15 protein-coding genes and 1 tRNA gene are annotated in these 12,545 nt (G+C 63.4%); 11 read left to right on the top strand and 5 right to left on the bottom strand.

The window, feature by feature from the left end; genetic code table 11:
• On the top strand, window positions 1-871 hold an 871-nt coding region (locus H8A95_RS24390; protein ID WP_229185367.1), incomplete at its 5' end, for a lytic transglycosylase domain-containing protein.
• 251 nt (window positions 872-1,122) lie between these two features.
• A tRNA-Ser gene (locus tag H8A95_RS24385) sits at window positions 1,123-1,215 on the top strand.
• Between the two features lie 206 nt (window positions 1,216-1,421).
• Here H8A95_RS24385 and H8A95_RS24380 read toward each other — a convergent pair.
• The gene (locus tag H8A95_RS24380; protein ID WP_229185366.1) at window positions 1,422-1,664 is read right to left on the bottom strand and encodes a hypothetical protein; all 243 of its coding nucleotides are present in this window, start codon (window positions 1,662-1,664) and stop codon (window positions 1,422-1,424) included.
• 414 nt (window positions 1,665-2,078) lie between these two features.
• On the opposite strand from H8A95_RS24380, the gene H8A95_RS24375 reads away from it, so the two are divergent.
• The 3 genes from H8A95_RS24375 to H8A95_RS24365 all read left to right on the top strand — a co-directional run bounded on the left by H8A95_RS24375 (window position 2,079) and on the right by H8A95_RS24365 (window position 3,966).
• Window positions 2,079-2,360 carry a hypothetical protein gene (locus H8A95_RS24375; protein WP_229185365.1) on the top strand — a complete coding sequence of 94 codons (282 nt, stop codon included), beginning with the start codon at window positions 2,079-2,081 and terminating at the stop codon, window positions 2,358-2,360.
• Window positions 2,361-2,946: 586 nt separating this feature from the next.
• Window positions 2,947-3,519, top strand: coding sequence for a hypothetical protein (locus H8A95_RS24370; protein WP_229185364.1), 573 nt, complete (start codon window positions 2,947-2,949; stop codon window positions 3,517-3,519).
• A 165-nt stretch (window positions 3,520-3,684) separates the two neighbouring features.
• On the top strand, window positions 3,685-3,966 hold the full coding sequence (locus H8A95_RS24365; protein ID WP_229185363.1) for a hypothetical protein: 282 nt from the start codon (window positions 3,685-3,687) through the stop codon (window positions 3,964-3,966).
• A gap of 57 nt (window positions 3,967-4,023) precedes the next feature.
• Here the strand turns inward: H8A95_RS24365 and H8A95_RS24360 are convergent, their stop codons facing one another.
• Complete coding sequence (locus tag H8A95_RS24360; protein ID WP_229185362.1) at window positions 4,024-4,248, bottom strand: hypothetical protein; 225 nt, start codon at window positions 4,246-4,248, stop codon at window positions 4,024-4,026.
• Window positions 4,249-4,753: 505 nt separating this feature from the next.
• The gene (locus tag H8A95_RS24355) at window positions 4,754-5,662 is read right to left on the bottom strand and encodes a DMT family transporter (protein WP_229185361.1); all 909 of its coding nucleotides are present in this window, start codon (window positions 5,660-5,662) and stop codon (window positions 4,754-4,756) included.
• Window positions 5,663-5,773: 111 nt separating this feature from the next.
• Here H8A95_RS24355 and H8A95_RS24350 point away from each other — a divergent pair, with 111 nt between their 5' ends.
• Window positions 5,774-6,547: an AraC family transcriptional regulator gene (locus H8A95_RS24350; RefSeq protein WP_229185360.1), complete on the top strand. Its 774-nt coding sequence runs from the start codon at window positions 5,774-5,776 to the stop codon at window positions 6,545-6,547.
• Between the two features lie 15 nt (window positions 6,548-6,562).
• Here H8A95_RS24350 and gcvA read toward each other — a convergent pair whose 3' ends face one another.
• Entirely contained in the window at window positions 6,563-7,465 is a 903-nt protein-coding gene (gene gcvA, locus H8A95_RS24345) for a transcriptional regulator GcvA (RefSeq protein ID WP_229185359.1), read from the bottom strand.
• 144 nt (window positions 7,466-7,609) lie between these two features.
• On the opposite strand from gcvA, the gene H8A95_RS24340 reads away from it, so the two are divergent.
• The 4 genes from H8A95_RS24340 (at window position 7,610) to H8A95_RS24325 (ending at window position 11,068) form a co-directional block, all read left to right on the top strand.
• Window positions 7,610-8,176, top strand: a complete 567-nt coding sequence (locus tag H8A95_RS24340) for a PaaI family thioesterase (protein WP_229185358.1) — start codon at window positions 7,610-7,612, stop codon at window positions 8,174-8,176.
• 11 nt (window positions 8,177-8,187) lie between these two features.
• Window positions 8,188-9,435, top strand: coding sequence for an MFS transporter (locus H8A95_RS24335; protein WP_229185357.1), 1,248 nt, complete (start codon window positions 8,188-8,190; stop codon window positions 9,433-9,435).
• 27 nt (window positions 9,436-9,462) lie between these two features.
• Window positions 9,463-10,230, top strand: a complete 768-nt coding sequence (locus H8A95_RS24330; protein ID WP_229185356.1) for a helix-turn-helix domain-containing protein — start codon at window positions 9,463-9,465, stop codon at window positions 10,228-10,230.
• Between the two features lie 73 nt (window positions 10,231-10,303).
• Entirely contained in the window at window positions 10,304-11,068 is a 765-nt protein-coding gene (locus tag H8A95_RS24325; RefSeq protein WP_229185355.1) for a sulfite exporter TauE/SafE family protein, read from the top strand.
• 99 nt (window positions 11,069-11,167) lie between these two features.
• On the opposite strand, the gene H8A95_RS24320 is transcribed toward H8A95_RS24325, so the two are convergent.
• Window positions 11,168-11,434: a hypothetical protein gene (locus H8A95_RS24320; protein ID WP_163149904.1), complete on the bottom strand. Its 267-nt coding sequence runs from the start codon at window positions 11,432-11,434 to the stop codon at window positions 11,168-11,170.
• Between the two features lie 382 nt (window positions 11,435-11,816).
• Between H8A95_RS24320 and H8A95_RS24315 the strand changes: the two genes are divergently transcribed.
• Window positions 11,817-12,119, top strand: a complete 303-nt coding sequence (locus H8A95_RS24315; RefSeq protein ID WP_229185354.1) for a hypothetical protein — start codon at window positions 11,817-11,819, stop codon at window positions 12,117-12,119.
• Window positions 12,120-12,545 lie beyond the last annotated feature (426 nt).

Genomic DNA, 12,545 nt, shown 5'->3' with positions numbered 1-12,545 from the left:
CCGTGGCCAGGAGGCGCGCGCGGCCTACGCCCGCGCGGCCGAGCAGTCGACCAGCTATTACGGGCAACTCGCCCGCGCAAAACTCGGCCTGCCGCAGATCGAGCTGAACAGCGCGCCGCGCGGCCGCGGCGCCGATCGGCTGGAGATCGTCCGTGCGGTCGCCCTGCTCTACGAAATCGACGCGCGCGAGCTCGCGATCCCGATCTTCGGCGACCTCGGCGACAATGGCGATCCGGAAGCGCTGGCCGGCCTCGGCGAGCTTACCGCGCGCCATGGCGACGCCCGCGGCATGCTGCTGATGGGCAAGGCCGCGCTCAATCGCGGGCTGCCGTTCGATCACTACGCCTATCCGGTCAACGGCATCCCCTCGTTCCGCCAGGTCGGCCCCGAGGTCGAGCAAAGCGTCGTCTACGCGATTGCGCGCCAGGAGAGCGCGTTCAACCCGGCCGTGGTGTCGCCGGCCCAGGCCTACGGCCTGATGCAGGTGACGCCGGACGCCGGACGCTATGTCTGCAAGCGCGCCGGCATCGGCTTCGACCTCAACCGGATGAAGACCGACCCGGTCTACAATGCGACGCTCGGCGCGGCCGAGCTCGGCGGCCTGCTCGAGGACTATCGCGGCTCCTACATCCTGACCTTCGCCGCCTACAATGCCGGTCGCGGCAGCGTGAAGAAGTGGATCGAGCGCTATGGCGATCCGCGCGACCCCAAGGTCGACGCGGTCGACTGGGTCGAACTGATTCCGTTCTCCGAGACCCGGAACTACGTCCAGCGCATCATGGAGAACCTGCAGGTCTATCGGGCCCGCTTCGGCGGCGGCACCAGATTGCAGATCGACGCCGACCTGCGCCGCGGCGCCAGCGTCGAATGAGCCGGCGCAAGGCGGTTTTCAACAGCCTTGCGACGGGCGACTGTCAGGCCTGACGAGAAATCAATCTAATCCATTGTTATAACTAATATTTCTGGCATTCACCCGAGCCGGCGCCGCCAAATCAGATCGCTATATAAAGGCTCAGCGCCCGCTCCGGGGCGGCTGGCGGCCGGGCTGCCACCAAATCACCTTGTCGCAATCTGAATCTGCCGCTTGCGGCTCAGCGTCCACTCGGGCATATCGGCGCCATTGGAGAGGTGGCCGAGTGGCTGAAGGCAACGCTTTGCTAAAGCGTCATACGGTCTCAAGCTGTATCGAGGGTTCGAATCCCTCCCTCTCCGCCATATCGCTTTGATATAGTTCACACAATTCTCAGTTCGCCTCGATAAAGCACAGTTCAATGCACAGCGTCGTTTTGCGACGCTGGCAGTCGAGCCATGCGATCAATGGGAGACCTCCGAAAATGCAGGTCAATCGTGCTCACGCCGAACAGGGCGGTGTATAGAGCGCGTCGGGCGCTGCTAGACGCGAGTTGACCAATCGTTGGTGCTCAGAACTTTCGCCCGTCGGATTCCATTTTCTTGCATTCCCCGCTGAGCGTAAGGGACTTTCCCCCCGCTGACAGGGTCTTGGTGGCTTTGCCCGACTGTCGGGAAATCATGATCGAAAGCGAAGCTGCCTGCTCTTTTCCATCGATAGTAATGTTTGCCGGGCCCTCAAAGGAGAAGGAATCTTGGTCCAATCTCCAGCCTCTTGCCGTATCGATGTAGTATTGGACGATCGACGCGGCCATGTTCCAACCATCAGTTGAAGCGGTCGGAAAATCGCACTCCAATGCTGGGACCTGAGTTTGCGCGCGACCTTCCAGAGTCAACGCTCCCAAGGCCAGAAGGGACAGAAGCCCATTTCGTATGACTCGCACGTATACACTCCTCGAAGCTTCCCCATGGGTGCCTCTGCAACATACCGCGTGCTGAGCGCCGACCAAAGACGGAATACTTCCTAGGGTGAGGCTCGTCCCACGTTCTCTTCCGTAAAATTACCGCACGCGGGTTCGCCCCGAATTTCCGGCACGGCGAGCCTGGACCGCCAGTCACCTCCGCGTGAATGAAACATCATTTCCGGCGCCTCGAAGCGACAGCGCAACAAACCGCGCCCAGCATCCTCCCATTGATTTCGTTCACCTGAACATTTCCGGAGTAAGGCCATGCAGCACGACAATGGCATTCAATTCCAGGATCTCGACCAGGTTTTGCGTAACGCCCAACTTCGTCGCTCAGCCGACTTGAGACCTCGGCTAGGGCAGCGCTTCGCATCCAAAGCCGGCAGGCTCGTCATCGCAACTTCGCTGGCTGGCATGGTTGCTGCGCTGGCGATCATTGCTGCCCCGCGGCCGGTCTCGAGCGCTGCGCTTGGCAGCGAGTGGCAATGTAGCAAGGCAGCGTTTGTTTTGACGACCTGCCGTCAAGCCGACCATGCGCGCTCTTAGCAAGCGGCCGCATCCTTGAAGGAACATTGCTGTTAGCCTGGCGCAGGCGACCATGGCACTCGCGCGAGAGCAACTGGTCCCATCGTCGAGCAATCGATGTCGACGCAATGCCGCAACATCGTGAGCAACACTTCATTTGCGAGCGACGCTCGGCTTCGGCAATCATCGAAGAAGCAAAGGTGGTCTGATCCAACAGCTCGAAAGGGCCGGACAGATGCGAGGTCATTTGGCTGGCGAAACCATTTGCCCGGCGAGCCGTAGCTGGAGCGCCGGCCTATTTCTTCCATTTTGGTGCTACGGGCCGGCTGGGGCCGTTCGGTCTTTCCCAGTCACGAACGGCCTCACTCTTGAGCCCTATCCATGAGCTGCGTTGTCAGCTTCCCCCCGGCTTGATTATTTGGCATCACCAAGAGATCGAGAGGCCGCCCCGAGGCCATCCGTCGGCTGGTCGAGATCGGGCTAAAGGCGACGACATAAAATGAATGGCCCAAGCCGCGGTCTCAGGATAGCGATCTGCCTCGCACTGGCATTCATTCTGCCTGCTGCGCAGACTCCGCCGACGGCGCATTCGCGGGACGAATGGCGTGTGATCGACAAGGAATGTCGCGATGTCTTGCCTGTGCAGGCAAAGATACGGGCGTGCCTCAACCTGCTGAGCGATCGACGGCTCTCGACCGCCTATCTTGCTCCGATCAACGGCGAAATATCGAGCACGTTCCAAAGCTTGCGGGACTACGACAACGCCATAAAATACAAGAAGATCGAAATCGACCGCGCGAACACCGCGGTGGAGCAACCTTCTCGCTCGAGCGAACCACTTCCTGCAAGTCTTGGCGCGATGTCTCTGCGTTACATGCAGCTTGGGACACTCCAGTCGCTCAATCGCATCACCAACTTCGACAGTCAGTCGGATGAAGCGCGCCGAGGCGCCACTGAGGAGCAAAACAACTACAACCAGGCGCTTTCATACAACCCGATGAACTACAGGGCATATCGATACCGGGCTGAAATTCGCAGCCTGTTCTGCGAGAGCGCGTCCGCCGCTCTGGACATAGAGGCCGCGGTCAGGTTTGCCGAACAGGCTGGAGATCAGGACGCCGCTCGCGACTACAAGCGCGTCACGCTAAGTGCCTGCATCCCGGCGTGGCGGCGAGACTAGTCTGCGAGGCCCGTCAGACTGTCGCCCTCGGCGGCATACCCGCGCCACACCGCCCCGACCGTACTCTTACGGACCCGCTACTGGCAGGCAACTTGCGACGCATCCGCGAATAGTTCGGCGCCAACTGTTCCCGGTGTGCCGAACTCAGACATTCGGAGCACGCAAATGAACATGCATCATCGTTTTGAGACAGCCCGCGGAGGCGCTGGACGAGAGTCGACGATCAGCAAGATGCTGTCCGATCTTGTCCTGGCCTGCCAGCAGATCGAAGCCGACATCGCGACCGAAGAAGAGCGCACGGGAGTTCACGACCGGTCGGACGCAAGGTATCCGATTTTGGCAAGGTCGCTCATTGAGCGGTACGCCAATCTCAAGGGGACAATCGCCACACTCGAAAAGCGCGTCACCGAGGTATCCCGGCACAAGTTGGTCACCAACGCGGCATAGCTTTGAAATCACACGCTCAGAAGCAAAGGGGCCCGCTGGAAGCAGACCCCTGGCATCTTACTGGATCCCGATGCACTGCCGCTTGCCGTCGTTGGGGCAGTAGAAGCAGGCTTTCGAGGAGCACCCCGACAGGTCTCCGGCCTTGTTCAGGGTGTAGTTGCAGCCTGCGGTTCGGTCGCACGCCTTGACGACTGCGCCAATGGGGGCGGCGGACGCCGACTGACCGAACGTCAACAGAGCAATCGCAGTTGCGACGGCGAAGCTCACTGTAATTGAACGCATGATTTACCCTCCTCCGCATCTGGGCCGACGCACCATTGCATCGCCTTGGCCGGAACTCTCGCCGAACGGTTCCGGAAGTGATGTGAGGCGGGTCACTCAGGCTCGCGGCCGCCGCCCTAGAGGGATCGAGGTGATAGAGCGTCGGCGCGCCGCTGTCAGCCGCTGCCGCGGGTGGAGGGATCTAGGTTTCGATTCTCACCCGGCGGGATCGGCCCGAAGCCGGGATATCTATACCAGCCCGGAGGGGCGACCTGCTCGATCGGACTGATGATGAAGTGCTGTCGCGCACGCCGGTGATGCGCCGTTGCGGCATCGGCAGCCGCACTCGATAGGATCACGAGAGACAACGCCAAGGCCAGGGAAATAGGTAAGGAAACACGCAAGGCAGCACACATCGCGATCACTCCGTTTCACCGAACAAGTGATCGCCGACCGTAGCCCCCTATTCCGCCCTGGCCTCTCACATGCGATCAAAACAGCGAGATCGCCAACCTTGCCTTGCGCCTTATCGCGCGTCGCACGCGGTCTTCAGCGGCCGCGGGAAGGCCTGCGCAAAGGCGACGCCGAGCAGCGCGAGGCCGCCGCCGACGACGTGGAATGACCTCACCGGCTCGCCCAGCATCACGATCGCGGCTGCGGCCGTCAGCACCGGCAGCAGGTTCATGAAGATCGCGCAGCGGTTCGGGCCAAGCTGTGCGACGCCGCGGATCCAGAGGAACGGCAGCACGACCGACGCCAGTGCCCCGGCATAGACGATCAGCGGCAAGGTTGCGGCGTTGACCTGCCGCAGCGGCGCCGGTGTCGCGAGGAACGCGGGAAACATCACGGCCAGCGCGCACAGCGCCTGCATATAGGTCGACTGCCATCCGCTGATCGGCAGAGCCCAGCGCTTCAGGAGCACGCCGTACAGCGCGTAGACGATCGCGGCGAGCAGCATCAGTGCGTCGCCCGCATGCACGCCGTTTTGCAACAGCGACGACAACTCGCCGCCGCTGACGAGATAGACGAGGCCTGCAAACGACAGCGGCGCGCCGCAGATCATGCCAAGCGTCGGTTGCTCGCCGAGCAGTGCGGCGCTGAGCGCGACCGTCAATAGCGGTGTCAGCGCGGTGAAGACGGCCATGTTGGTCGCGGTGGTGGTTTCGGCCGCGAGATACGACAGGCTCTGGAACAGGCACATCGCAAGGAAGCCGAGGATCGCGAGCGGACCGAGATGCGGCCAGATCGCGTGGCGATTGCGCCAGGCAGCGCGCGCCACGAACGGCGACATCAAGAGCACTGCGACCAGCAGGCGATCAAAGGTGATCGCCTGCGGACCGATCGTGTGCGCCGAGAGGCGGGAGACGATGACGTTGCCGGCCCACAGCACGATGGCAACGAAGGGGTAGAGAAGTGCAGCATTCTTCTTGAGCATGACTTGGCAGCGTGTTGGAGAAGGACCCACCAGCAACTACCTGTCGCGCCGAGGTCCGTCTCACGCTAGAATGACCTCACCTAGCGAGATTGGGACATGCGAGATTAAGACGTGTTGGACGAGTTGATCACACGGCACCTCGACTATCACGCCACGGCGCGGCCGATGGCGGCGATGGAGATCGACTATCCGAGCGGCGCGTCGACCGGCCGGCACGCGCATCCGCGCGGGCAATTGCTCTATGCCATCGAAGGCGTGATGATCGTGCGCTGCGCCGAGGGAACCTGGGTGGTGCCGCGCAATCGCGCGGTGTGGCTGGTGGCCGATCTCGAACACGAGGTCCGCATGTGCGGCGCGGTCAAGATCCGCACGGTGTTCGTGGATGCCGACGCGGCGCCCAATCTGCCGCAGACCAGTTGCGTGTTCACGGTCTCGCCGCTGCTGCGCGAATTGTTCGTCGCCGCGATGGCTGTCCCGCTGGACTATGCGCCCGCGACCTCTGACGCGCGCCTGATGCGCGTGCTGCTCGACCAGCTCCGCGAAATCGATGTGCTGCCGCTGCATCTGCCGATGCCGCGCGACGAAAGGCTCGCTCGGATCTGCGCGGCGCTGGTGAGCCGCCCGGACGATGCCTCGACCGTCGAGCAATGGGCGCACCGCTTGAAGCTGACGTCGAAGACGATCCATCGCCTGTTCGCCAAGGAGACCGGCATGACCTTCGGCGAATGGCGTCAGCAGGCCCGTCTGCTGTTCGCGCTCGAACGGCTCGCGCAAGGCGCTCGCGTGGTCGATGTCGCGCTCGATGCCGGCTATGCCAGCCAGAGCGCCTTCGCCGCGATGTTCCGCAAGCATTTCGGCGTGCCGCCCAACGCCTTCTATCGATAGGCCGTCGCGGCCAGACTAACGCTCCGCGGGCACCATCTGGGCCACCGGCCCCAGGATCCACTCCCTGAACGCCGCGATCTTCGGAAGTTCCTGCCGGTTGTCGGGGCAGACGAGATAGTACGCGAACTCCTCCAGATGCGAGGTCTCCAGCAGTTGGATCAGCTCGCCGGCTTCGATCTCGTTCGCGACCATCGCCGCCGGCAGGAGGCCTGCGCCCTGCCCGGTCAGCACGGCCTTCAAGAGCAGACCACTATCGTCGAACGAGGGTCCGCGCGGGGTGCGAACCTCCGCGATGCCATTGGCCTGAAACCACAGGCTCCAGCCTTTGCGATCGGCATCATGCACCTGCGGCCAGCCCGCGAGCTCGCCGGGCGACGCCGGCCGCCCGAGACGCGCCACCAGCGACGGCGCTGCGACCACCACCATCTCGACCGTGACGACGCGGTCGCTGCGCAGCCCCGGATAGCGGCCAAGCCCGTGGCGCACCGCGACGTCGACGCCGCTGCGCGAGAAGTCGACCACCGTATTGCTGGTCACGATCTGCAGATCGATCTCGGGATGGGTGCTTTGAAACGACGCCATCCGCGGCACCAGCCAGGCCGACGCAAAGAACGGCGTGACGCTCACCGTCAGCGCGCCGACATCAACAGATGCAGCGACGCGCCGCGAGGCATGGGCGATCTGGCGAAACGCATTGCGGATCGACGGCAGATAGTCGCGCCCGGCGTCGGTGAGATAGATGCCGCGCGGCACCCGCTCGAACAGCTTGATGCCGAGATGAGCTTCCAACGTCTTGAGCATCTGGCTGACCGCGCCCGGCGTCACGCACAGCTCCTCGGCTGCGAGCTTCACCGAGAGATGGCGGGCGGCGGACTCGAATGCCTTGAGGGCGTTCAGGGGTGGAAGCTTGCTTTCCATGATTTAGATTTTCTAATTTAAATCGCGAAGCAAATCTGGTTTGCCAACTGGACGCTCCGCGCGTTCTATCAGCCTATATTAATGCTGGAGGCGGCGTCAACGCAGGGAATCCTGAGCCAATAAAGTTAGATTTTCTAATCTTTATTGCGGTTCCTGATGGCGAGCTTTCGGTTCCCCGATGGAGCCCAAGACATGACTGAGGTCCCCAATAAACTCGCCCTGCACGAGGTCCGCGCAGGCGGCCATGCCGGCCAACTCGTCGACCGCATCAACGCTTCGCAAGCCGGCAGCCTGCCCGCTCTGCTGGAGTTTCAATGGCTCGAGGCCGGACGCGGCTATATCAGCGGCCGCTTCGAGATTGCCGCAAAGCACTTCTCGCCGCACGGTCTGCTGCACGGCGCAAGCATCGTCGCGTTGGCCGATACCGCGTGCGGGTTCGGCTGCCTCGCCTCCTTGCCGGACGGCGCGATCGGCTTCGCCACCGGAGAGTTGAAGACGAACTTCATCGGCGCCGCGCGCGAAGGCGGCGTCGCCTGCGAGGCTCGCCTCGTTCATGCCGGGTGGACGACCCAGGTGTGGGATGCCGAAATCCGCAGCGAGGCGACCGGCAAGACCATCGCGCTGTTTCGCTGCACGCAGATGCTGCTCTATCCGCCGGCCACGGTCGGCGATCGCACCACACCAGCAGAACGAACAGGAGAACGATTGTGAGGAACGCCGCCATGCACGCCGGATATCAGAGAGTAAAGCCGTTCTATGGCTGGTATGTCGTCGCCGCAGCCTTCGTCGTGACGTTCATCGGCTTCGGCAGCGCCTACACGTTCTCGTCCTTTGTCGAGTCGTTGCAGCGGGAGTTCGGTGCCTCGCGCGGCTCGGTGTCGCTGGTGTTCTCCTTCGCCGGCTTCCTGTATTTCGGTCTCGGCATCGTCTCCGGCCCGCTTGCCGATCGCTGGGGCGCACGCAGGCTCGCCTGCCTTGGAATGGCGCTCGTTGGTCTCGGCATGATGCTGGCGGGACAGGCACAGACCATCCTTCAGGTCTATGCCGCCTACAGCATCGGCATCGGCGCCGGCGTTGGTTGCGCCTATGTCCCGACACTGGGCGCCGTGCAGCGCTGGTTCGTCCGGCGGCGCGGTTTTGCGTCGGGCCTCGCCGTCAGCGGGATCGGGGTCGGCACGCTGGTGATGCCGCCGCTCGCGACATGGCTGATCACGAGCCTTGGCTGGCGCGATGCCTATGTCGTGCTGGGCGTCGTCGCCGCCGTCGCGGGCATCGGCGCATCGCTGCTGATCGCGGACGACCCGCGCCGCTACGGCACCGGACCGGACGGCGATCCGCTTGAAGCGGTCTCGGGCGCACCGCTCCGCCAGGGCGTCTCGATCGGCGGCGCGGTCAAGACCGCCCGCTTCGCCGGGCTCTATGCGGCCTGCCTGATCAGCGCCTTCGGGGTGTTCGTGCCCTTCGTGCATCTGGTGCCCTTTGCCGTCGATCATCAGGTGGCGCCGACGCTTTCCGTGCTGCTGCTCGGGATGATCGGCGTCGGCAGCACCGCCGGCCGCTTCTTCCTCGGCGGCATCGCCGACCGGGTTGGCCGCGATGCATTTCTGGTCGCGATGTATGTCGGCATGGCCGTCTCGCTTGCGATCTGGGCGATCGCCGGCAGCTTCTGGTCACTCACGGTCTTTGCGCTGCTGTTCGGCGTGTTCTACGGCGGGTGGGTTGTCATCCTGCCCGCCGTGGTCACCGACCATTTCGGCGGCCGCAACGTCGGCGGCATCATCGGCATCCTCTACACCAGCGTCGCCTTCGGCACGCTGCTCGGCCCGAGCGCCGCAGGTTTCGCCTACGACATCAGCCATAGCTACTTTATTCCGGTGGCGATCAGCGCTGCCGCCAACCTCGTCGCCGCCCTCATCGCGACGGCGACGATGCGAACGGCCTCGCCGATCGCATCGGTGGCGCAGCGTTGATGCCCCTGTGACGGCCGGTGATCCGCCGTGCTAGGCTGGCGGATCACCCTGCTCTATCGGCTCGAAACCTCAGTGCTCACTCGCTTCGCCATGACCAATGCCTGGAACTATCGGCGAGCAGACCGTGACGACATCGTCGAGCTGGCATCGTGGTGCGGTGCCGGCTCGCTCGGCCTCAGGCCGCACTTCCATGACGAGAGCCAGATCGTGCTGGTGCTGTCGGGGTCGCGCGCCTTTCGCATCGACGGCGCGACCATCACCGTACCGGCGGGCCATGCCGCGCTCATTCCGGCGGGAATGCTGCATGCACCGATGCCGAGCCCGAACCAGGAGACGGTCTGCCTGAACGCCTATGTTCCGGCGAACCACGCTTCCTCTTCGCTCCGGATCGCCAGCGTCGGGGCTCGCTGGCGGAGTGTGGACGAGATATCGCCCGAGCACATCCTCGAGATCGCCGTCGACACCCTTTCGCGCGAGCCGTCCAGCTTGGCCGGGCCAATCGACAGCACAAAGCTTGGCGTCGCCCTGACGGACAGCCTGAAACCAATCGGCGAGATCGCCGCAGGCTTCGGGCGCAGCCGCGAAGGGTTCAGCCGCATCGTGAAACGCGAGCTCGGCGTTGCGCCGCATGGCTTCCGGCTGCTGGCCCGGCTCAATCTTGCCCGAAAACTGCTCCGCGACGGCGAGCCGATCGCGGCGGTCGCGGCCGATGCGGGCTTCTCCGACCAGAGCCACCTCACCCGCCTGTTCCGCCGTACCTTTGGGACGACGCCGGGCCTCTACTGGCGCGATTGAAGCGATGTCACAGACGTTCCAGACCGGCCGGTGCTTCCCCGGTTAGCGTGCTCACCCTGCAACAGGGTGAAGCATGGATGCCCAGATCGGTCTTCTGTTGCTCGCGGCTGGCGTCGCGGGCGGCATCATCAACGCGTTGGCTGGCGGCGCGACGCTCATCACGTTTCCGGCGATGCTCGCGGCGGGCTTGCCGGCGGTCATCGCCAATGCGTCCAATGCGGTGGCGATCTCGCCAGGACATTTGATCGCAGCGCTCGCCGATCGCGCCAAGCTGCCGCCGCCGACGCGGCGCACGATCAGCTTCATCGCCGCCGCCACGCTCGGCGGCGCGGTCGGCGCCGGCGTCTTGTTGCTGCTTCCCGAGCGATTGTTCGTCCTGCCGGTACCGGGCTTGATCGCATTCGCAACGCTGCTGTTCGCCTTTGCGCCGCAGATCCAGAACAGGACCATCGCCCGTCGGGACGCCGCGGCGCTGCCTTCGACTTTTGCAAGCAGTGCTGTGCTGGGACTGGCGTGTGTCTATGGAGGCTTCTTCGGCGCCGGGCTCGGCGTCATCCTGACCGCGGTGCTGTCGATCACGGAGCCCAACGACATCAGGGCGGTCAAGGCGTTGAAGAACCTGCTCGCGACCTGCGTGTCGCTCGCCGCCACACTGATCTTCATCGTACAGGGAGCGGTGCGGTGGCCGGAGACTGCAGTGATGCTGGTCGGCGCCATGGTCGGCGGCTATGCGGGAGGCTACCTGATCCGGATCCTTCCCGCGCACATCGTCAGGCGGTTCGTGATCGTGGCCGGAGCCGTCATGACCGTGATCTACGCGGCGCGATACTGGTTCTAGGTGGAGTGAGGGAGCCGAAGCTCCCTTCAGTCTCGGCCAGAGCGTTTTCGAGCGAAGTGGACACCGGTTCGCGTGAAGAAAACGCGTCGAAACGAAAGCCTAGTGCGTCGTCATCCAGGCGCGGGCTTCGCGCTGGGCGGCTGCGATCTCGACCTCGGACATCTGCTCGGCGACTTCGCGACGGTGCGCGATCGCATCGGTACGCCCCTTCAGCGCCGCCAGATTGAACCATTTGTGCGCCGCGACGAGGTTGACCACACCGGAGCGGCCGCTCGCCCAATACATGCCACGTTCGAACAGCACGTCCTGGATCGCAGTCGCAGCAACCGGGACGGCGCTTTCCTGATCGATGACCCCCTGAAACATTGTCGTCATTCCCCTTTTTGTTGTTGGCCGCCCTCCCCCGAGCGCGGCCCCCGTCCACTGTTGAACTACCCTGATATCCCCGGGCTGATCTCTTGATCATGCCCCGCGCTGATCCTTTGGATCACCGCTTGCCGTTTGCCGGCTTGTTGGGATGATCATGGCCCATCAAATTTGAAGAGCGGTTTAAGTATCGCGATGAACGGGATGTAAACCGGCGCTTCCGGCGGCGCTGCCCGGAATCACAGAAGTGCCTGTGCCGCAGGGACTTCCATGCATTCGTGAACGCCGGTTTACCCTGGTGTTTCGGACAACGATAACCATGGCGGACAATGGCCGCTTGCGCCGGCCAGTCTCGGCAGGCGGTCAGCTTCGAAACTGATGGATGGGTGGCACGTCCGGTGGCTTGTCGCGCGGCCGGCTGCACAGACGAATGCAGCGCGAGGCCGCAAAGCCAAGCGTCAGTCCAGAACTGGAAATGAAGAAAATGGTTGCCGGGGCGCGGGCTGCGCAGGCCGCCGGAACGAGGGGGTCGGCGAACACGTCAGGACCAGATTTCAGCTCGGCATTCTCGCCGGTGAAATTGCGGAACCAAGCCGGCTCCGCACCGAACGAAGAAATCTCTGTTTCTTCTGCCGGACCGGTTTTGGGAAGGTTGCCCTCTCCGAAATTCGATCCAGCCGTTTGACCTGATGTCTCGCCGACACCCTCTTTCGTCAGCCAGAGCCTTGGAGTGGGATGTGCCTCTCAGCAGTCCGTCCGCTGGCTCTCGCGACGTGCCGGCGTCAAGCCGCCGGCAATCCTCTCAAGGCGAGAGGCTTACTTCTTCTTGGCGACCTTGCGGGTCTTCTTCGCAGTCTTCTTCACTGCGCTCTTGGCCTTCTTCGCCTTCTTCGCCTTCTTTGCCTTCTTAGCCATGTTGCCCTCCAGTATGTGAGATGGCTCTCTAGTTCGCTGCGTGCACTCGGGAATCGATATGCACTGCTTCCCGAATACACCAACAGACCGAAAAAAACAGTGTCCCGCTTAAGGAAGTGTTGACGCAGCGGTGGCAGTGCGCACAGCGCGCGTCGCCGTTCAAATCGACGATGCATTCGCGCGACGATGCAAGAAG

Origin of the sequence: Bradyrhizobium oropedii (genome assembly GCF_020889685.1) — a bacterium.
In the GTDB taxonomy this organism is placed as follows: domain Bacteria; phylum Pseudomonadota; class Alphaproteobacteria; order Rhizobiales; family Xanthobacteraceae; genus Bradyrhizobium; species Bradyrhizobium oropedii.
Note: the sequence above shows the minus strand (reverse complement) of the source record. Positions and strands in the feature narration are given on the sequence as shown.